The organism is Lysobacter sp. Soil_C_15 (genome assembly GCF_057657315.1).
This window is the reverse complement of the sequence record NZ_JBDGIR010000002.1, coordinates 564,992-583,912: the sequence shown is the minus strand read 5'-3', so window position 1 is coordinate 583,912 and position 18,921 is coordinate 564,992. Positions and strand designations below refer to the sequence as shown.

21 protein-coding genes are annotated in these 18,921 nt (G+C 70.1%); 13 read left to right on the top strand and 8 right to left on the bottom strand.

All coding sequences use genetic code 11. From position 1 onward, the window contains the following. The first annotated feature begins 227 nt into the window (after positions 1 to 227). A complete protein-coding gene (locus AC3A57_RS06635; protein ID WP_487578167.1) occupies positions 228 to 713 on the top strand; it encodes a YciI family protein in 486 nt (161 codons plus the stop codon). 127 nt (positions 714 to 840) lie between these two features. Continuing rightward, positions 841 to 1,383 carry a hypothetical protein gene (locus tag AC3A57_RS06630; protein WP_487578166.1) on the top strand — a complete coding sequence of 181 codons (543 nt, stop codon included), beginning with the start codon at positions 841 to 843 and terminating at the stop codon, positions 1,381 to 1,383. Between the two features lie 112 nt (positions 1,384 to 1,495). On the opposite strand, the gene AC3A57_RS06625 is transcribed toward AC3A57_RS06630, so the two are convergent. Both AC3A57_RS06625 and AC3A57_RS06620 read right to left on the bottom strand, forming a co-directional pair. Beyond that, on the bottom strand, positions 1,496 to 1,783 hold the full coding sequence (locus AC3A57_RS06625) for a hypothetical protein (protein WP_487578165.1): 288 nt from the start codon (positions 1,781 to 1,783) through the stop codon (positions 1,496 to 1,498). Between the two features lie 358 nt (positions 1,784 to 2,141). Then, on the bottom strand, positions 2,142 to 3,257 hold the full coding sequence (locus AC3A57_RS06620; RefSeq protein ID WP_487578164.1) for an alpha/beta fold hydrolase: 1,116 nt from the start codon (positions 3,255 to 3,257) through the stop codon (positions 2,142 to 2,144). Between the two features lie 302 nt (positions 3,258 to 3,559). Here AC3A57_RS06620 and AC3A57_RS06615 point away from each other — a divergent pair, with 302 nt between their 5' ends. The 3 genes from AC3A57_RS06615 to AC3A57_RS06605 all read left to right on the top strand — a co-directional run bounded on the left by AC3A57_RS06615 (position 3,560) and on the right by AC3A57_RS06605 (position 6,542). After that, complete coding sequence (locus AC3A57_RS06615) at positions 3,560 to 3,988, top strand: VOC family protein (protein ID WP_487578163.1); 429 nt, start codon at positions 3,560 to 3,562, stop codon at positions 3,986 to 3,988. A 177-nt stretch (positions 3,989 to 4,165) separates the two neighbouring features. Then, the gene (locus AC3A57_RS06610; protein ID WP_487578162.1) at positions 4,166 to 5,236 is read left to right on the top strand and encodes a hypothetical protein; all 1,071 of its coding nucleotides are present in this window, start codon (positions 4,166 to 4,168) and stop codon (positions 5,234 to 5,236) included. 223 nt (positions 5,237 to 5,459) lie between these two features. After that, complete coding sequence (locus AC3A57_RS06605) at positions 5,460 to 6,542, top strand: serine hydrolase domain-containing protein (protein ID WP_487578161.1); 1,083 nt, start codon at positions 5,460 to 5,462, stop codon at positions 6,540 to 6,542. Positions 6,543 to 6,678: 136 nt separating this feature from the next. Here AC3A57_RS06605 and AC3A57_RS06600 read toward each other — a convergent pair whose 3' ends face one another. After that, positions 6,679 to 7,224, bottom strand: coding sequence for a carboxymuconolactone decarboxylase family protein (locus tag AC3A57_RS06600; RefSeq protein WP_487578160.1), 546 nt, complete (start codon positions 7,222 to 7,224; stop codon positions 6,679 to 6,681). Between the two features lie 112 nt (positions 7,225 to 7,336). Between AC3A57_RS06600 and AC3A57_RS06595 the strand changes: the two genes are divergently transcribed. Next, positions 7,337 to 8,182, top strand: a complete 846-nt coding sequence (locus AC3A57_RS06595) for a cupin domain-containing protein (RefSeq protein ID WP_487578159.1) — start codon at positions 7,337 to 7,339, stop codon at positions 8,180 to 8,182. A gap of 57 nt (positions 8,183 to 8,239) precedes the next feature. Here the strand turns inward: AC3A57_RS06595 and AC3A57_RS06590 are convergent, their stop codons facing one another. Continuing rightward, positions 8,240 to 10,660 carry a S8 family peptidase gene (locus tag AC3A57_RS06590; RefSeq protein WP_487578158.1) on the bottom strand — a complete coding sequence of 807 codons (2,421 nt, stop codon included), beginning with the start codon at positions 10,658 to 10,660 and terminating at the stop codon, positions 8,240 to 8,242. Positions 10,661 to 11,038: 378 nt separating this feature from the next. Between AC3A57_RS06590 and AC3A57_RS06585 the strand changes: the two genes are divergently transcribed. Next, entirely contained in the window at positions 11,039 to 11,575 is a 537-nt protein-coding gene (locus AC3A57_RS06585) for a hypothetical protein (protein ID WP_487578157.1), read from the top strand. Positions 11,576 to 11,667: 92 nt separating this feature from the next. Here AC3A57_RS06585 and AC3A57_RS06580 read toward each other — a convergent pair whose 3' ends face one another. The 3 genes from AC3A57_RS06580 to AC3A57_RS06570 form a co-directional block, all read right to left on the bottom strand. Next, entirely contained in the window at positions 11,668 to 12,174 is a 507-nt protein-coding gene (locus tag AC3A57_RS06580; protein WP_487578156.1) for a hypothetical protein, read from the bottom strand. A 190-nt stretch (positions 12,175 to 12,364) separates the two neighbouring features. Continuing rightward, entirely contained in the window at positions 12,365 to 12,640 is a 276-nt protein-coding gene (locus tag AC3A57_RS06575; protein ID WP_487578155.1) for a hypothetical protein, read from the bottom strand. Between the two features lie 192 nt (positions 12,641 to 12,832). Beyond that, positions 12,833 to 13,303: a YybH family protein gene (locus AC3A57_RS06570; RefSeq protein WP_487578154.1), complete on the bottom strand. Its 471-nt coding sequence runs from the start codon at positions 13,301 to 13,303 to the stop codon at positions 12,833 to 12,835. Positions 13,304 to 13,621: 318 nt separating this feature from the next. Here AC3A57_RS06570 and AC3A57_RS06565 point away from each other — a divergent pair, with 318 nt between their 5' ends. The 4 genes from AC3A57_RS06565 (at position 13,622) to AC3A57_RS06550 (ending at position 16,632) form a co-directional block, all read left to right on the top strand. After that, on the top strand, positions 13,622 to 14,590 hold the full coding sequence (locus AC3A57_RS06565; RefSeq protein WP_487578153.1) for a hypothetical protein: 969 nt from the start codon (positions 13,622 to 13,624) through the stop codon (positions 14,588 to 14,590). Next, the gene (locus AC3A57_RS06560; protein WP_487578152.1) at positions 14,590 to 15,144 is read left to right on the top strand and encodes a hypothetical protein; all 555 of its coding nucleotides are present in this window, start codon (positions 14,590 to 14,592) and stop codon (positions 15,142 to 15,144) included. Before AC3A57_RS06565 ends, AC3A57_RS06560 begins: the two co-directional genes overlap by 1 nt. A gap of 179 nt (positions 15,145 to 15,323) precedes the next feature. Next, positions 15,324 to 16,262: a lipase family protein gene (locus tag AC3A57_RS06555; protein ID WP_487578151.1), complete on the top strand. Its 939-nt coding sequence runs from the start codon at positions 15,324 to 15,326 to the stop codon at positions 16,260 to 16,262. Positions 16,263 to 16,362: 100 nt separating this feature from the next. Continuing rightward, positions 16,363 to 16,632, top strand: a complete 270-nt coding sequence (locus AC3A57_RS06550; RefSeq protein WP_487578150.1) for a putative hemolysin — start codon at positions 16,363 to 16,365, stop codon at positions 16,630 to 16,632. 97 nt (positions 16,633 to 16,729) lie between these two features. On the opposite strand, the gene AC3A57_RS06545 is transcribed toward AC3A57_RS06550, so the two are convergent. Further along, complete coding sequence (locus AC3A57_RS06545) at positions 16,730 to 17,113, bottom strand: hypothetical protein (protein WP_487578149.1); 384 nt, start codon at positions 17,111 to 17,113, stop codon at positions 16,730 to 16,732. A 264-nt stretch (positions 17,114 to 17,377) separates the two neighbouring features. Here AC3A57_RS06545 and AC3A57_RS06540 point away from each other — a divergent pair, with 264 nt between their 5' ends. Together AC3A57_RS06540 and AC3A57_RS06535 are read left to right on the top strand one after the other, a co-directional pair. Beyond that, the gene (locus AC3A57_RS06540) at positions 17,378 to 17,869 is read left to right on the top strand and encodes a DUF5063 domain-containing protein (RefSeq protein WP_487578148.1); all 492 of its coding nucleotides are present in this window, start codon (positions 17,378 to 17,380) and stop codon (positions 17,867 to 17,869) included. A 119-nt stretch (positions 17,870 to 17,988) separates the two neighbouring features. Continuing rightward, positions 17,989 to 18,858, top strand: a complete 870-nt coding sequence (locus AC3A57_RS06535; RefSeq protein WP_487578147.1) for a DUF1570 domain-containing protein — start codon at positions 17,989 to 17,991, stop codon at positions 18,856 to 18,858. The last annotated feature ends 63 nt before the right edge of the window (positions 18,859 to 18,921 follow it).

Here is an 18,921-nt window from a genome sequence, read left to right as displayed (position 1 = left end):
TTCCGTCGATTGCGTCCCCGGATCCGCAGCGGACCGGCGCGGACGCGCAGCCTGCGGCCGGCGCGGCGACGGCGTTCCCGAGGCGACTGCGCCGGCGATCACGCCGGCGAACATCGGCCGCTGCGACGCGCTTGCGGTGCGCAGATCCCGCGAACGCGCTGGACCGCTTGCGCCACGCACGGCGGCGGAGTACTAGAGAGCCGGAGCCAAGCGGCGGGAGAGAGGACATGCATCACGCGATACAGGCGATTCTGGCCGCCGGCTTGTGCTGCGCCGGTGCGGCCTGGGTGGACCAGCCGGCGCCGTCCCGGCCCGAGCCGGCACCGGCCCACGACGCCGAACTGGCCAGGCGCCTGGGCGCCGACGAGCGCGGCATGCGCCGCTACGTGCTGGTGATCCTCAAAACCGGGCCGAACCGGGTGCCCGATGGCGAGGAACGCAAGGCGATGTTCGCCGGCCACTTCGCCAACATCGAGCGCCTGGCCAAGGCCGGCAAGCTGGCCTTGGCCGGTCCCTTCGCCGAAGATCCGGCCGGCTGGCGGGGGCTGTTCCTGCTCGCGGTGGACGACATCGAGGAGGCACGGCGCCTGACCGCGGCCGATCCGGTGATCGAGCGCGGCGAAATGGTCGCCGAATACCATCGCTGGTACGGTTCGGCGGCGGCGATGGCGATCCCGGAGATGCACGACCGCCTGGCGCCGAAGCGGCCTTGAACCAAGCTGGAGCAGGCGGCGTCCACGAGCGCGGCTTGGACGGCGCCAGGCGCTCTGCTACCGTGCCCGGCCGGGACGGCGGCGCCTTCGGCGACGCCGCGCAACTCTATCCAAGGCAGGAATCCGCATGCGCTCTTTGCGTCGTCGTTTCGCTCTCGGCCTCGGCCCCATCCTCGCCGTTCTCGCCGTCCACGGCGCCGCCGCGACCGAAATCGCGCCCGAAGCGATGCGGCTGGAAGCCGGGTTGATCGCGGCCATGCGCTACGACGCCAAGACCGGCGAGCGCGCCGCGCCGACCGGCCCGGCGATCCAGGCCTATATCCACGCCGGCTACCTCACCGCCAAGCCGACCGTGCGCGCCGACTACACCGACTACCGGGTTTTGAACAAGCCGGCGACCCTGTTCGGGCTGCCGTTGGTGGCGATCGAAGAGGAATACATGACCCAGTACCTGGGCTGCTGCGTCAGCGAAGGCGCCGGCGCGACGGTGCGGGTCACCGGAGACATCAAGCCGCTGGTCGAGTTCGCCAAGCGCAATGCCTGCCACCTCGAACGCGACTACGACGCGCGCGCCGAGTTCAAGAACTACGGCATCGCCGCCAACCTGCCGGCCGGCCGCTACGCCAACCTGAGCTGCCGGGGGCGCGACGCGGACCGGGCGGAGCGCTGAGTTTCGGATTCGCGACTGGGGCGAAGTGGCCCAAGTCGCTTCTGCACGGGCGGCGACAGCGGCGGGACGGCTGTTGCGTCCCGCCGCGCGCAGTGCGATGCCGCCGCCGGCCTCAGAACCCTTGCAGCCGGTTCAGCGGAATGCGCTGGATGTGGTCGTGTTCCGGGCCCGGCCGGCTCTTGTATTCGTCGGCGGCGCTCTCGTAGGTCACCCAGACTTCGCCGTCGATGATGTTCAGGCCTTCGGCGTAATCGTCGATGTCGCCGACCTTGCGCGCCTGTTCGGGCGCGGCCAGGTCGAAACGCTGCGGGTCGCTGCCGTAGGCCTGGAACAGCAGGTCGCTGTCCTGCTTGGTGCCGTACGAGGTGGTGAACAACAGCCCGCGATCGGTGACCGCCACGCCCGGCGCTGCGCAGTTCCTGTGCGCGCTGACTGGTGTCGCGACCGAAGCGGCCCGGATCGGCGGTCGGCGACGGCATCGGCCGGCTGGGCATGTGCTGGCTGGGGATGTGACCGCCCGTCGTCGGACCGCCGTCGCCGCCGCGGCCTTGGCCGAAGGCGGTCGGCACGGCGAGGCTGGCGACGATCGCGAGGGTGAGCAGAGTCCGGTGACGCATGGGGAGCTCCTGAACGAACCGTCGCCGGGGCGACGGTCCGAACCTAGACCCTGCGGTCTGCATCGCTACTTGACCCGCCGGATTCGGCGAAGTCGCGATCCGGTTATGCACCGCCTGCATCGCCGCATCCGGCGGCGCCGCTTAGCGCGCGGCGCTGGTCTTGTCGACGGCCAACGGACGCACGTACTGCAACAAGCTGGTCAGGGTCTTGCCGGGTTCTTCCCAGGGCATCATGTGCGAGGAGTTCTCGAACCACACGCCCTGCTTGAACGGGGCTTTGACCTGGGCCAGCCACTGCTCCGCCGGTTCGGCCGGGGTGGTGTAGTCGTGGCGGCCGAGGAAAAACACCACCGGGATCGGAAACTCGCGCACCGGCTTGTAATCCACCGCGACGAACTCGGGCAGGATCTTGCCGAGGGTGAACACGTTGCCCTCGTTGACGTTGCGGCGGTCGCAGTCGCCGTACTCCGGCGACAGGCGCGGGCCGCGGTAGAAGTACATCGAATCGTTGCGGTAGGCGGTCAGCCCGCCGTAGTACTGCGACCATTTGCGCGCGGCGATGATGCGTTCGCGGGTGATCGGCTGGTCGCCGGGGTAGGGCATGATCGCTTCCATCTCCTTGACCGCCTCGGCGTTGCCCAGCGCCTTGGCCTGTTTCAGGCCGAAGTCGAAGCTGATCCGCTCGTTGTCGCGCACGTTGATCGCCTGGCCGATGCCGACGTAGGCGTAGAACAGGTCCGGCCGCTTCAGCGCCGCCTTCATGCTGATGATGGTGCCCCAGCTGTGCGCCATCAGCACGATCTTGCGCTTGCCGTAGCGCTGGCGCAGGTACTGGGCGACTTCGACCACGTCGTCGGCGTAGCGATCGATGTGGATGGTGCCGGCGTAGCTCTCCGGATCCTGCAGCGCAAAGGTCTTGCCGGCGCCGCGCTGGTCCCAGTTGACCACGGTGAAGTATTCCTCGATCGGGCGCTGGAACTGCCACGAGGTCGGGATCACCGGCGAGGCCGGGCCGCCGTGCACGAACAGCAGGATCGGGTTGTTCTTGTCCTGGCCGCGCACGCTCAGCCACTGGTCGATGCCGCCGATGCGCGCCGCATACGCCTCCTGGATGCCGTTGGGCGCGACGATCCGGCCGAGGTCCTCGATGATGGCGCGCGCGTCGGCGTAGCTGGAGGTGTCCTTGCATTCGGGCGCGGCCAGCGCCAGGGGGCTCAGGGCCAGCAGCAGGGAGGCGAACAGGGCTTGGGTCTTCATGGGCGGTTTCCGGCCTGGGGCTTGAAGGTTGCGGGAGCGGGGAACGCGGCGGCGTGCGCCGTACCACGGCTCGGTATCGGTGCTCGGCCTGTGTCGTTCCCCATGTGCACACAGATACCGGAAGAGGCCGCGGGGTTTACAGCGACGGTGTTTTTATTTGTGCCGGTCCCATGGCGGACGCTGGTCGTGGCCGGTCGATCCGAGCCCGTTCATGCGCAGCGGACATCCGAACCGCGAACCGCGCCGATGCGTCGGCGGCCGCGGCGGAGTAGGGTGGAACCCCCTTCTGCCAGGAGCACGGCATGGAAACGCAGGAACTGCATCGCGGCCGCCTGATCGACCATATCCAACTGGTGGTGCGCGACATCGAGGCGAGCCGGCGCTTTTACACCGCGGTGTTCGAAACCTTGCAGGTGCCGATGGCCGGCAGCGGCAAGGATTATTTCTGGGCCGACGAACTGTTCGTGTCGACCGCGTCCAGCGAATCGGCGAACGGCGAGCTGACCGGGCGCCATCACCTGGCCTTCCAGGCCCGCGACCGCGCCATGGTCGAAGCCTTCCATCGCGCCGCGCTGGCGCATGGCGGGCGCGACAACGGCGCGCCGGGCAAGCGCGATTATCACCCCGGCTACTACGCCGCGTTCGCGCTCGACCCGGACGGCAACAACATCGAGGCGGTCTACCACGGCGAGGCCGAGCGCAGCGCGGCTTCGGTCAAGATCGTGTTCTGATCCGCCCGCTCGGCTGTTCCGGTTCCGATCTTCCAGTCTGATCTTCGCGCTCTGGCCGGGACCGCCGCCGCGTCGGCGCCCACGGCCCGGCGCAGGCGGCCACCGGCTGGGCGCGGGCGGCGTTCCGCCGTCCGGCCGCCGCCGCTACCATGGGGCACCACACGGAGGGGGTGTTCGATGAAGGCAGTCGTCGCGCTGTTGGCCGGCGTGTTGGGTCTGTGCGCCCTGGCGCCGGCCGGTTCGGCCCGGGCCTCGAGCTGCGAGGCCAATTTCAATGCCAGCGGCAGCAAGGCCGACGGCCTGCTGTTCGGGACCTGGCGCAATTTCGAGGCCCTGGACGCCGCCGATGCGATCGCGCAGATGCGCGCCATCGCCACCGCCGAGGACTTCCAGGTCGGCCCGGAACAACGCAAGGACGGGGCCATCGAGCTGCCCCTGATCCAGAAGCCGACCGCGCGGGCCCGCGGCTTCCCGGTGCTGGTCTCGGCCAACCCGGGCAATGGCACCCTGACCCTGATCGCGCACCTGATGCCGCAGATGGACGCCGACCCGCAGGCGGTGCGCAGCTACATGTGCGGCCTGCTGGCCAAGGTGCAGGTGCGCCGCAGCGCCGAGCGGATCGCCGCCGAGGACGAGTCGGCGCGCACCGCCGCGCCGCGCAAGGCGCCGAACCTGCTGCGGCCCAAGGCGGTGTTCGACCTGGGCCAGGCCAAGGCGGCGCTGGAACCCGGCACCGCGACCATCACCGGCACCGCCTGCGTCAAGCGCTTCGTCAACAACGGCGGCGGTCTGTACTTGGCCAGCAACCAGAGCGTGCTGCTGTATCCGGCCACGCCCTATCTGCAGGAGATGGTCCAGCTGATGCGCAAGCTCAAGCCGGGCCGCGACGAGATCGATTTCTCGTCGGCCTTCCTGGCCACGCGCATGGTCGGCCGGACCAACGCCGACGGCGAGTTCCAGTTCTCGAAGATGAAGCCGGGCAAGTACTACCTGATCACCACCCTGGCCACCCGCGCCTACGGCAGCCGCAACGTCGACCTGGGCTCGGAAGTGACCAACGGCGGCCACACCATCGTCAACTACTACACCACCGAGAACTTCTCGCGCGACTTCGACGACGTGCTGGAGCGCTTCGTCGAGATCAAGCGGCCCGGCGACACGGTCAAGATCAGCCTGAGCCCGCCGCTGAAGTGGACGGCGATTTTCGGCGACAACAACGGCTCGGCCGGGCTGCTCGGGTGTCGCTGAGCGCAGCCGTCGCGTCGACCGGTTGAACCCGCCCCCCTTTTGTTGCAACCTGCCGAACGGTCACGGGCCAAACCCGCTTGATGGCATGGCCCGATCCATGCCACGGCCATGAGGATGCGGATCGCGCTCGGGCCCAAGGATCGAAAGAACGCGTCAGACCCAACGTGCTCCGTCGCCGATCCGGTGGACGGCACCGACACCGCACTCAACGGGGGGGCAGTCTGTGCGACGTATCCTGAAGTATCTGGGCGTCACCTTGCTCGGCGCCTTGGCGGTATCGCTCGTGCTGGGCCTTCGCCCCTTCATCGACCGGGACGCACCCGCCACCCATCCGCTTCCCCTAGCGCAAGCTCCGCTGCCTCCAGAACAGGCGCACAAGCTCACCGACTACATAAGGACCGAGGCGGACGCCATCGATGCTTTCGTTGTGCTGCGCGGCGAAACGGTGCTGATGGAGTACGGCGAGGTCGGCACGCCCATGAACCTGGCGTCCGCGCGCAAGAGCATCCTCAGCCTGCTGTTCGGCGTTGCGGTCGACCGCGGGTCGATCGATGTGAACGAGACGCTCGAAGCGCTCGGCATCGACGAGAGTCGGACGCCCCTCACCCAGGCGGAGAAGCAAGCCACCATCGAGCACCTCCTTCAAGCCAGGTCGGGCATCTACCTGCCCTCCGGCGCGGAGACGGTGGAAAACAAGGAGGGCCGCCCGCGGCGCGGCCAGTTCGCGCCGGGCGCGAACTACTTCTACAACAACTGGGATTTCAACGTCCTGGGCGCCATCTTCGAACGCGAGACGGGGTTGTCCATCGGCGAGGCCATCGATACCTGGCTGGCCGCTCCCCTGGGCATGCAGGACTTCAACCGTGGGCACGTGCTCTACGACAATCGAGGCTCCGACTCCGATTACCGAACCTATCGCATCCACATGAGCGCGCGCGACCTTGCGCGGCTTGGGGCGCTGGTCGCGCAAGAGGGCCTGTGGAACGGCAAGCGGGTCGTCTCAGCCGAGTGGATAGCCAGGAGCACCACGTCGTATTCCGCCACGAAGAACCCGTTCTACGACGGGTTCGGCTACTCCTGGTGGTTGAACTCCGAGCTCGGCGCGGTGCAGGCCGACGGCTGGGGCGGCCAGTACCTGCTGGTGGATCCGGCGCGGGACCTGACGCTGGTGGCGCGGCGGGATACGGGGAACTCGATTCTGGGCTACCTGATCTTCAGCCAGTTCCAGAAGCAAGGGCATCCTTCGGACCTGCATAAGTTGTACAAGCTCGTGCGCGATATGCCGGCGATGAGCGCAGTGCGCTAGTTCGAGCCTGCGGACGCGAAGGCCGCCAATACGCGTTCCGGACCCCACCGGCATTTCAACCCGGCCGCGGCTTGCGGGGCGCTCGGCGTTCGACCGAGCGCCCCGGGCCGTCGACGTCGCAGCCGACGCGGCGGAATCACGCTGCGTTGCGCAGCTTCACCGCCGGGAAATCCACCGGCACGTCCAGGGCCAGGTTGACGTAGTTGGTGAACAGGTTGAGGGCGACGTGGGCGATGATCTCGACCACGGCGCCGTCGTCGTAGCCGGCGGCGCGCAATGCGTCGAGGTCCGACTCGGCGACGCGGCCGCGGCGGTCGACCAGCTTCAAGGCGAAGGCCAGCGCGGCGGCGGTGCGCGGATCGTCGCTGTCGCCGCTTTGGGCGCGGACCATCGCGTCGGCGCCGACGCCGGCCTTGCGTCCGAGCGCGGTGTGCGCGGCCAGGCAGTAGTCGCAGCCGTTGCGGTCGGCGACCGCGACCGCGATCTGTTCGGTCAGCGCGGCGGGCAGGGTGCCGGCGCCGAGGGCGCCGAAGCTGCCCCACAGGCTGGTCAGCGCCGCCGGCGAATGGGCGACGGCGCGGAACATCGCCGGGGTGGCGCCGAAGGCGGCGTGGACCTGGGCCAGCAGCGGGCGGCTGGCGGCGGGGACGGTGTCGGCGGTGGTCAGGGGCAGGCGGGACATGGACTTTTCCTTGAGAGTGAGTGCGTCGGTGCACGCACACAGTCTTTCGCGAACCCTGGGCGCCTGGATCACTTATAGTCCGCAGTAGTTGATCCATCGTCCCGGGTACCGCATGTCCGTCGACCGTCTGCAGGCCCTGCTGCACCGCTTCTCGGTGCGCACCCGGCTGTTCCACAGCGGGCCGCTGTGCGGCATCCACGACTTCGACGACGCGCTCGGCCGCGGCCAGTTGCACCTGGTCCGCCGCGGCCCGGTCGAGGCCCGGCACGGTGGCGGCGCGCCGCTGCGGATCGAGCAACCGAGCCTGATCTTCTATCCGCGCGGCTTGCCGCATCGCTTCGTCACCGATCCCGAGCGCGGCGCCGACATGGCTTGCGCCCATGTCGACTTCGGCGGCGGCCATCACCCGCTGGCGCAGGCGCTGCCGCCGGTGCTGGCGATGCCGCTGGCCGAGGTGGGCGGGGCGGAGGCGGTGCTGGAATTGCTGTTCGACGAAGCCTTCGCCCAGCGCTGCGGGCGCCAGGATCTGCTCGACCGTCTGTTCGAGGTGGTGCTGATCCTGATCCTGCGCAGCCTGATGGACCAGGGCCGGGTCGGTCATGGCCTGCTCGCCGGGCTCGCCCATCCGCAGCTGGCGCGCGCGCTCAATGCGATCCATGCAGGGCCTGCGCAAGCCTGGACCCTGGAGCGCATGGCCGAGCAGGCCGGGATGTCGCGCAGCCGCTTCGCCGCGGCGTTCGCGCAAACCCTGGGCCTGACCGCCGGCGATTATCTGGCCGACTATCGCATCGCCCTGGCCCAGGACCTGCTGCGGCGCGGACGCCCGCTCAAGCTGATCGCCGACGAGGTCGGCTACGGCAGCACCGCGGCCTTGTCGCGCGCCTTCAGCGCGCGCTGCGGGCGTTCGCCGCGCGAATGGAAGGCGGCGCAGCGCGACGCGGCCGAAGCCGGCGTCTAGCCGCGGGCCGCGGCGCGCGCCCGCGGCTAGGCCGCGGACGCTGCCCGATGCCCGCGTTCAACGCGGCTTGCGCGCGCGCGGCGGCGCGGCCGCGGCCTGCGCCGATTCGCGCTTGCGGCATTGCCAGGTGATGCGGCCGACTTCCTCGCCCTGGTACAGCTGGCGGACGGTCACGCTGGCGCCCTCCAGGCGCACCGACCTGGGCGCGCGCAGCAACAGCCGCGCCGGCAATCGCGCGCCGCGCGGCAAGGCCAGGCCGCACAGCGGCAGGCGCGGCAGGGCGGGCAGGTTCAATACGGCGTGGCGGCCCTTGCGCGGCGTTTCCAGCTTCCACGGCGCGGCGCCGGCGATGCGGTAGGCCAGATCGCGCGGCAGTTCCAGACGCAGTTCGGCGCCCTTGGGCAGGCGCCGCACGATCTCGAAATCGAACGCGCGGGCGCGGTCCGGGGTGCCGGTGATCAGGAACGGCAGGGCCAGTCCGACCTGCGGATCGGCCGGCGGATCGACCACGTTGAAGTTGCGCCAGGTGACGTTGTTGTGCGCGCGGATGTAGGCGCGGAACGCGTCCCAGTCGAAGTTCGGCGGGCCCGGCGGCGGAGGCGGCGCGGCATCGCGCGGATGGCTGACGCTGGCGACGAAGCAGTAATGGCCGGGGCCGGGGATCTCGGCCTCGGGCCAGACGATCGGCGCGGCCACGGTCAGGCTGTCGCCCATCGGCACGTCGACCGGCGCCGAGGTGCCGATGAAATTCCACAGGTCGGGGGTCAGCAGGGTCGCGACCGGACTCCAGTACACGTCGGCGCGCACGTCGTCGGCGTCGGCGCCGCCGCGGTTGCGCATCCGCACGTACAGATAGTTGTCGTGGCCGGTCTCGGCTTCGTGGCCGAGCGCGTTGCTGTTCTCGGTGCCGCTGCCTTCGCCGAACGCCGCGTTCGGGTCGGGCACGGTCGCCGGCAGCAGGATCACGTCGGGGCTGGCGCTGATCGCGCCGGCCGACGGCACCGCGCCGGTGTCGCCGACGTGGTCGCGCAGGTACACGTCCGGGGTCAGGCCGAGCGTGTTCTCGACGATCGCGCGCAAGTCCGGCATGACCCCGATCGCGCCGGCGAGGCCGCCGCCTTGCGGCGTGTTGATCGCCGGGTCGGACAGCAGGCTGCGCATCTGCGCCGGCGACAGCCGGGTGCCGGTCGCGGCGGCGTGCATGCCCTGCACGACCAGCGCCGCGCCGGTCACGATCGGCGAGGCCGAACTGGTGCCGTTGAAGCCGGCGGTGTAGGTGCGGTCGTCGTCGCCGCCGCCGTCGTCCAGGCCGCCGTAGCCGCAGGTGGTGACGTTTTCGCCCCAGGCGTAGCAGTCGACCCGCGAGCCGTAGCTGGAGAAACCGGCGCGGTCGTGCGGAAGCGCCGACTCGGCGGCGCCGACCACGATCGCGCCGGAGTCGCGGAAGTCCGGGCTGGCGCGGTTGAAGGCCTGCACGCCGCTGCCGTCGAGGTAGCTGTCGAGGTCGTTGTTGCCGTTGCCGGCGGCCTCGACCACGATCACGCCGAGCGCGCTGGCCAGGCGGATCGCATCGAAGTCGGCGTCGTCGACCTCGGTCATGATCGCGCCGCCGCGCTGCACCTCCAGCAGCAGCACGTCGCCGACGGCCATGGTCGGCAACGCGGCGACGATCGCGTCGGCCACGTGCAGGGCGGTGTCGGTGCCGGCGTCGTAATGCGAGGTCACCCGCACCGAGGCCACGTCCGGGGCGATGCCGACTACGCCCAGGGTGTTGTCGACCGCGGCGATTTCGCCGAGCACGGCGGTGCCGTGGTTGCCCTTGTAGGCGCCGACGCCGTCGCGGTTGTCGCCGTAGATCAGGCTGGGCGCATGCGCGGCCAGGTCCTCGTGGCCGAGGAACCAGCCCTGTTCCAGGTCGACCACGCCGATTCCGGCGCCGGTGCCGTTGGCCTGGGTCCAGGCCCAGCGTGCGTCGATCCCTTCCGGCGCCGGGTCCAGATAGCCCTGGCCCGCGGCATACGGGTCGTCGCTGTCGTCGACCGGATCGCTCACGTCCAATTCGCGATAGGCATCGGCGACTTCGCTCAGCGCGCGCAGCCGCGCGACCAGGGCCTCGGCCTGTTCGGGGCGCTGGCGCAGGTCCAGGCGCCAGTAGCCGGTCAGGCTGCGCAAGGGCGGGAACGGCGAGTTCGCGGCGCGCTTTTCAAGTTCCAGCAAGCGCTTGGGATCCAGGCTGCGGATCAGCGGACGGGTCGATTCGACCCCGGCCTCGTCGAGCAGTTTGATCAGCGCGGTCAGCTTGCGCTTGCGCGCCAGGGCGCGCAGGTCTTTGTCCGCGGCCGGCGCGAAGCGCTCGCTCAGGCGTACGATGACGAAGCCGCTGTAGCGCGGGCCGGTCGCGCCGGCGGGCGGCTGGCGCGGCGGCCGGGTCGGTCCGCCGGCGCAGGCCAGCGGCTGGGGGCAATGCCTGGATTTCATCGTCGACCTCCTGGTGTTCGACCGCGCTCGGACGCGGGTCCGAAGCTTGCGGTCGGCCACATCCTTGTCGCCCGTTCCGGCGCCGCCGGACGGTGGGAAACGCCGCCCCGATTCGGCGGCGTCGTTACCGTCAGCGAACGCGCGCGCCGGCGCGGGACGGCCATGCTTGGACGATTCGCCGTGCGTCGGCGCGTGGCCGCCACCGCGGCTTTTTTCCGTCGCTGCGGCCGGGATACGAGCGCGGGACGTGCGTCGGCCAGGCCGCGATCGGGCCTTGCCGCAGCGGAAATTTTTCCGGATCGTCAAGCGCGCGGGCGCCGCTCGACGGCGCCAATTCTCGTCCCGGGCTGCGCGCTGTGAAGCGCGACGAACTCGATTGTGATCGATGCGGGCAGAACCGGCATCGGCCTGGCCGACGCCGACCGGCTGCGGCGTAGCCAGACAGGCGCATCGCCGGATCTCGCTGCGATGCCCGCGCGCCGGATCCGTTTGCGGCGCGCGCAACCCTCGCGCCGCGGCCGCCGCTTGCGCTGTCGGCGCCATCAACCGTCCGTATCCATCGAGGAATTCGCCATGAAGCGTGCAATGTTCGAACGGCTTTCGACCAGGTTCGCGGCAGCGCTCGTGTCCGCGGGGTTCGCCGCATCGGCCGGCGCGGCGCCGCTGGTCTGCACGGATGCCGTTTCGGCCAACATCGCCGTTCCCCAGAACACCTGGGTCAATATCGATGCCAATTGTCCCGTCGGCTACAGCGCTACCGGCGGCGGCTACGTGTTCAACGAAGGCAGCGGCGGAGTGATCGGGATCTGGGCGATGTCGATCCCCAACGGCAACGGCTGGCGCACCTGGGTGGTCCAGCACAACCCCGGGGTGCGCCACGTGCAGACCTACGTGCGCTGCTGCCGCACCCCGTAACTTGCGCGTTCCATGCCGGCGCCGCGACCGTGGGCGGCACCGGCATGCGCCGCCGCCGCTGGACGCGGCGACGGCGCTGCCGCATCCGGCGATCAGGGCAGCTTGGTGCCCTGGTCGGCGATCGCCACCCAGCCGCGGCCGTTGTGGCTGTAGGTCACGCCGGTGAGCGCGCGCTGGCGGTAGCCGATGCGCGGGATCTCGTACACGGTTTCGTACAGGATGTAGGCCGAGCGACAGCCGTCGACGACGCGGTAGCGCTCGGTCCAGCTCCACTTCGCTTCGCGGTTGGCGAAATGGCCGGCCAGCGCGGCCATCACCGCGTCCAGGCCGATGCGCACGCCGCCGCTGTCGAACACGGTCACGCTGCGTTCGTCGTGGATGGCGCGGAAGGTTTCGGCGTCGTAGTCGCGGAACGATTCCATGTCGGTGCGCTGGGCGATCTCGAACTGACGCGCGCAGATGCGCGCCAGGCCTTCGCCGAGGCCGGCGCCCTGGGCGGCGTCGGGCTCGGCGGCGGCAGCGGCCGGAGCGAGGCCGATCAGGCCGGCGGCTAGCGCGGACAGGGCGGTGCGGCGGAGCGGGGTGGATTGCGTGATCATCGGTGGACCTCCTGGTTGGGCGAGGCGACCTTAGGGCCGCTTTCGCCGCGGTTGGAGGGCCAATTCGGAGGCCTCGGCAAGGGCCAATCGGCGCTGCGCGGCGAGCGCGCAGGGCCTGTTCCGGAGTCGGCTTTCGGCTGTGCCGGCGTTGCGCTTCCGCCGCGTCGCGGGTGCGCGGCGCGCAGCCGGTTCAGCCGTTCGCCGCCGGCAGGCGTCGCGGGCCGAGCCGCCGCCGCGTTCGCGTCCCGGCGACGTCGCCGGCTTGCGCGCCGGCATGGCAGGCCTTGCTGCACCAGAAGCAGCCGCGGCTGTGCGGGTAATGGCGCTGCGCGGTTTCCACCGCGGTGGCGCAGTGCCGGTGCAGGCCGAGTTCCTGGCGCACGAAGGGCACGAAGGGGCAGTCGGCGCGATGCACTTCGTGCACGCCGTCGGGGCTGGGGTTGCGGTTGACGTAATAGCGGTGCATGAGCGATTCCGTTCCGGCGCCGGGCGCCTGGACGATAGGAATACGCCATCGGCATCGCAGCGCCTGCGACGCGCAGACGCCGGCCCGCATCGACCGGACGGCGACCGACCTCGCCATCCGGACCGATGCGGGCCGGCTACTCGAACGCTGCTCGACGCCGAGCGATTGCAGGCCCGGATCCGGGCCTCGCGCTCAGGGCTGGGCGATCTGGGTGGTGGTGTCGGCCGCCAACTGCCAACGGCCGCGGCTGCGAACCCAGTTGGCGACGTCGATGCCGTGCAGGACGATGCCGGCCTCGGGCAGGGCGAACTCGATCCGGTCGGCGACGATCGCGCTGGAACAGCCGTTGACCTGTTGCGAGAGCAGGGTGCGCTTGAAGGTGTAGTTGCCGGCCATCACCGCGCGATAGAACGCGGTGATCGCCGGCTTGCCCTGGAACAACTGGCCGCGGGTGTTGACCTGGATCGCGTCGTCGGCGAACGAGGCCATGAACGCGTCCAGATCGCGCTGCTCGAAGGCGCGGCCGGTGGCTTCGGAGACGCGCTCGAGTTCGCGCAGGCAGTGGCGGTGCTGGGCGGTTTCCAGCGCGGGCTGGGCGAGGCCGATCAGTGGCGCCAAGGCCAGCGACAGGCCGAACACACGCAGTGCGGTACGGGATTTCATCGTTGCTTTCCTCGTGCTGGGCGGGTGGTGCGAGTACGGTATCGGCTGGGTCGCGGCGAGGATGTGCGCCGGGCGACCGGGAAACTTGCCGGCGATCTTCGTCTGCGTGTGCGGCCCCGGACCGGTTCCGAAAAAACGTCGGCAATGGCGGCGAAACCTGCCGCGGGCAGGCCTCCGGTGCAGCCGCATGCGCCGCTCTGTGTCACGGTTGAGATTTGACCGGCCGCATGGAATGATCGCCGGCGCCGCCCACTGCGCGGCCCGCCGAGGGGAAAGGAACGGCGGCACAGGGACGCAACACACCAACAGGGGGACAACATGTTCAAGCGTGTAATCGCGCTGGCCGCTTTCGCGTGCCTGCCGCTGCAGGCCGTGGCCGCCAAGCCGGAAACGCTGCCGATGCCGATCGCCCAGCAACTGCCGGTCGAGCTGGTGCTGAACCAGGAAGAGATGGCGGTGGTGGTGCCGGATACCTCGGCGGCTACGGCGCAGTTCGGCCTGATCGGCGCGCTGATCGGTTCGGCGATCGAGAACGCCGCGGTCAAGGCCGGCGAGAAGCGCGTCGCCGAGATCCGCAACCTGTTGCTGGACTATCGCTTCAACCAGCGCATCGAGGACGAACTGCGCGAGAAGCTGGCCTCCGACGGCATCTCGCCGAACCCGGCGGTGGAAGTGCGCAAGACCGTTTGGGACGCCGCCAGCGCGGTCGACAACGCGACCCTGCCGGCCGACGTGCTGGTGCTGGTGCCGACCTATGCGATGGCGAACAATTTCGAATCGATGACGGTCAAGCTGCACGCGACCATGGCCCACCGCGAGCGCAAGCCCAACGGCAAGGTCAAGGTGCGCAACCGCTACGCGCGGACTTACGCCTTCAACTATCCGCTGATCAAGGTGTCCGGCAACAACGCCGACCAGGACGCGCAGCGCTGGGTGGCGATGGGCAGCGCCGGGTTGGCCGGCTTGCTCGACCGCGGCGTGGAGCAGGTCACCGACATGCTGGCCTACGATTTCTCCAGCGAAGGACGCGCCGAAGGCCTGGCCAAGGTCAAGGCCGAAAAGCTCAGCATCAACGGCACCGCCGTGGCCGGGCGCAAGCTGCGTTCGGACAAGGACTGGCTGTGGGTGCGCAGCGGCAACGGCTGGATGCAGACCATCAACGGCTACCAGCCGCTGAGCGCTGCGCCGATCGCCGCGGCCGAGGCGCCGGCCGCCGCTCCGGCGCTGCCGGCCGCCCCGGCCGACACCGCGCCCGCGCCGCAGGCGGGCGCGCAGGGCCGGCCGTGATGCGCGCGGCGTATCGCTGGATCGCGGTCGCCGCTGCGCTGTCCTGCGCCGCCTGCAATACCAAGGTCAACCGGATCAAGGTCGATCCGCAGCGCCTGCACGCGCCGGCGTCGCGGCAGGCGCCGGCGGCGCTGCGCCTGCCGGCGTTGGCCTGCGCCTATCGGCTCAAGGACGTGGTCGATGCGCGTCCGGCCGGCGATCACAGCGGCGGCCTCGGCCGCCATCAGCTGATGATCGAGGACGTGCCGGCGCTGGTGCGCAGCCAGTTGCTCAAGGCCGGACTGCGTCCGGCCGAGGCGGACAGCGGAGCCGAGGTCAGCATCGAGATCAAGCAACTCTACCTGACCCAGAACCAGGTCTCGAAGATTCCGGTCGCGGTGTACCGCGCCCGGATCGGCGACCAGGCGCCGTTGGTGCTGCGCGCGCAGCAGACCAACATGAACTGGAACAGCAGCCAGAACGAGGCGCACGATGCCTTGGCGCGCGCGTTGCAGGACGTCAACGTGCGTTTGCTGACCGCCTTGAACGAACGTTGCGCCGGCAAGAAAAGTTGAGGGCGGCGACGACGGGCTCCGACGCGGGCCCGTCGTCGCGGCGAGGAAGTGCGGTTTGCGTCACGGATCCGGCGTCGGCATCGGCGCGCGCGCCATCGCGATGGCCGCTGTAGGCATCCGATCGCGTGTTTGTGCAGGCGAGAGCGCATGCCGCTCGCCCTTCGCCGCAGGACGACCCGATGCCCACCGCGCCCGCTTCGGCCCAGCCGACGCTCGACCCCTCATTGACGCTCGCCCTGGCCGCCGCCTCGCGCGCGGCCTACCTGGCCTACCAGCAGCAGCCCTACGACTGCCCGGCCGGCTATTCCTATCTCGACGCCTGGACCGGCTGGGATGCGTTCCTGTGCGAAGGCCGCGAAGAAGCCTTCGGCCTGGTGTTCCGCTGCGACAGCGACCCGGGCACGCTGATCCTGGCGTTTCGCGGCACCGACTCGGACATGGACGTGTACGAGGACGTGCATATCCTGACCCGCGACTTCCAGCCCTTCAGCGGATCGCTGTCGCCGGCGCCGCAGGTCGCCTCCGGCTTCTACGGCATCTACGCCGATCGCGGCCAGATGGCCCAGTCGATGCGCGAGCAGTTGTTCGCCTTGCTCGAGAAGTACGCGCCGAGCCGCCTGCACGTGACCGGGCACAGCCTGGGCGCGGCGTTGAGCCAGTTGTTCTCGCTCGACCTGGCGCTGAGCCGGCCGATGGCGGCGACCAATCTCAACTTCTCCAGCCCGATGGTCGGCACCGCCAGCTGGCAGGCGATCTACGCCCAGACCATCGCCGACGACGCCAGCATCCGGGTCTACAACTACTGGGACTACGTGCCCTCGGTGCCGCCGGCCGAACTCGGCTATGCCGCGGTCGGCAGCGGTTTCCGCACCGCGTTCTACGTGCTCGGCGAGTGGTTCCCGCACGAGCTCTCGCGCCACTCCCTGGTCAACCTGACCACCGTGCTGAGCAACGCCCTGGCGCGCACGCCGCAGCAATGGGCGGGCAAGTTCGCCGACTTCGTCGAGCCGGACTGGACCATGCTCAGCACCCTGCCGCCGGGCGGCGGCACGGTCGATTGGGCGAGCAGGATCGGCGCGCAGATGCAGTTCGAACGCAGTCTGCGCGAGCCGGGTTGAGCGCAGGCCGGGCGGCGGTCGGCGGACCGGCCGCCGATGAACCGGCGCTCACGGGCCAAGGCTTATAGTGAGCGCCGTTTTCGCCACCGGATCCGCCGCCATGACCTTCTCTTACCGCCTGTTCGCCCTGTCCCTGCTGTGCCTGAGCGCCGCCGCCTGCGCCAGCCACGAGGCCAAACCCGCCGCCGGCGAAGCCAAGATCGGCATGGCCAACCCGGCGTCCGTCCATTGCACCGAGCAGGGCGGCAAGCTGGAGATCCGAACCGGCAAGGACGGCGGCCAGTACGGCGTGTGCACGCTGCCCGACGGCCGGGTCTGCGAAGAGTGGGCGCTGTTCCGCGACCAGAAGTGCGAGCTGCCGGCGCAGTAAGCCGCAGGGCGCTGCACTGCGAACGCGCCGGGCGGGGCGAGTCCGCACGGCGCCCGCCGGCGCCGGCCCAGGCCGCGCCGCTCGCCCGGCGGCCGGATCAGGATTCGTGCTGCTTGGCACAAGCCATGACGTGGTTGTAATCGCTGGACATGCAGCGATAGAAGCCCTGCCGCGAGCCGGTCGCGGCGGCGCAGTCCTGTGCCGTCACCGCGTCCAGGAACGCTTTCAGCTTGACCGCGGTGGCTTCGTACTGGGCGCGCGGCAGATAGCCGTCGCGCGCGTTCTTCTCGCCGACCTCGAGCATGGTCTGCAGGCCCGAACGCGCGTTGTCGACGGCGCGCGCGCAGTCCAGCTCGGCCTCGGCATCGCGCACCTGCAGCAACTGGCCGGCGACCTGTTCGGCCAGTTCGCGTGCGGGTGCCGGGACGGGGCGCGCGGGCGCGTCGGCGCTGGGCGTGGCGGTGGCGAGGGCGGGCACCACGGCGAAGACTCCCCATGCGCACAAGGCCATACCCAGCCCGTAGCGCTGAAGACTGCGGTTGCCGCGCATCCGATGGATCCCCTGTCGTCGCGGCCGGCGGCGGCGATGTGGCTGGCCAAGTGTGGTTCGCAGCGCAGTATAGCCAGGCAGCGGCTGCGTGCCGGCGCGACGCGAGAGCATTGGCGAGCGACCGGTGACGCGCTAACGTAAGCGACGAAGCCCATACGGATCGGGCACGACGCTCAGCCGATGACGAACTTGCAGATGGACTCGTCCTCAACGGTCCAAGCGGTTGGCGCGTTCGCCGATTGCGTACGACGCTACTGCCAGTGGGCCCGGGATCCCGGAGCGGATTCGCGCCAGGAGGCCGAGACTGCGCTGGCGCTGCTTTCGGAACTGCTCCATCGCGCGCTGTCCCTGCCGCGTCGGGAATGGCAGGACAATCCCGACGCTATCGAACAAGCGCAATGGGATGCCGTGCTCCGGCGTTTCGGCTCGCTGCCGTTCCAGTACTACAACACCTCGCTGTCGCCAGCGGAGATAGACGGGGGCGGTGAAGTCGGCGACCTGCTCGACGATATGGCCGATATCTGGCGCGACCTGGCCTCCGGCCTGACTTTGTTCGATCGGGGGCAGGTCGATGCCGCCGTGCACCATTGGCGCAACTTCTATTGGGTGCACTGGGGCCGACACGCCACGGCGGCCTTGCATGCCTTGCACGCCTGGCTGGCCGATCAACGGGGCTATAACGAATGAGCGCATCGGAGCGCGCTTGGCCCGGCGCCGCGGGGGATGCACCGAGATTCGCCGCGCCGCGCCGGCTCGTACTCGGCGTGGCCATCGTGATGGTTTGCATAGGGTGCGCCCGCACGCCCGTGCCGCCGCCCGCGCCGGCCGCGCGGCCGGCCAGCGACGCGGCCGCGGCCTGGATGGCGGCCGCGCGCCGTCACCGCACCGAGCATTACCTGATCGCCACCACCGCCGCGCCGGCGCAGGCGGCGCAGGTCGGCGAGGCGGTGGAGCGCCTGCACCGCGCCTATGGCCGCCATTTCGCCGGCTTGTTCGATGCGGGCCGGCCGCGCGCGCCGTTGAGCCTGGTGCTGTATCGCGACCGCGGCGAGTTCGTCGCCAACAACCGCAGCCATGCCTGGGCCGAGGCCTATTACCGGCCGCCGCACTGTTACGCCTATTTCGCCGGCGAGGGGCCGAATCCGCATCACTGGATGCTGCACGAGGCCACTCACCAGCTCAATCGCGAAGTCGCCGGTTGGACCCGTCTGCCGAAGTGGATCAACGAGGGCGTGGCGAGCTACTTCGGCGCCAGCCGGATCGAGGCCGGGACCTTGCTGCCCGGCAGCGTCGATCCGAACGCGTATCCGATCTGGTGGCTGACCGACACGCCGTTCAGCGGCAGTCTGCAGCGCGATATCGCCGAGCGTCGGGTGATCGGGCTGCGCCAGCTGATGACCGACACCGGGCCGGACATCGGCGCGCATCTGAACCTGTACTACATCGAGTACTGGAGCCTCACCCATTTCCTGTTCCACGGCCAGGACGGACGTTACGCCGACGCCTACCGCCGCCTGATCGCCGGCGGTGGCGGCGACCTGGCCGACTTCGAGCGCCGCATCGGCCCGCTGGAGCGGATCGAACGCGAGTGGTACAGCTATCTGCAGTGGCTGCAGGCCGAACAGGCGATCGTCGAAAATCCGGCGTTGCTGGCGCCGCCGGCCGCGAACGGTTGAGCCGCGCCGAGCCGACCGATCGCGTAGGCGACCGTCGCGCGCGCAGCGGCTAGGATGCGGGAC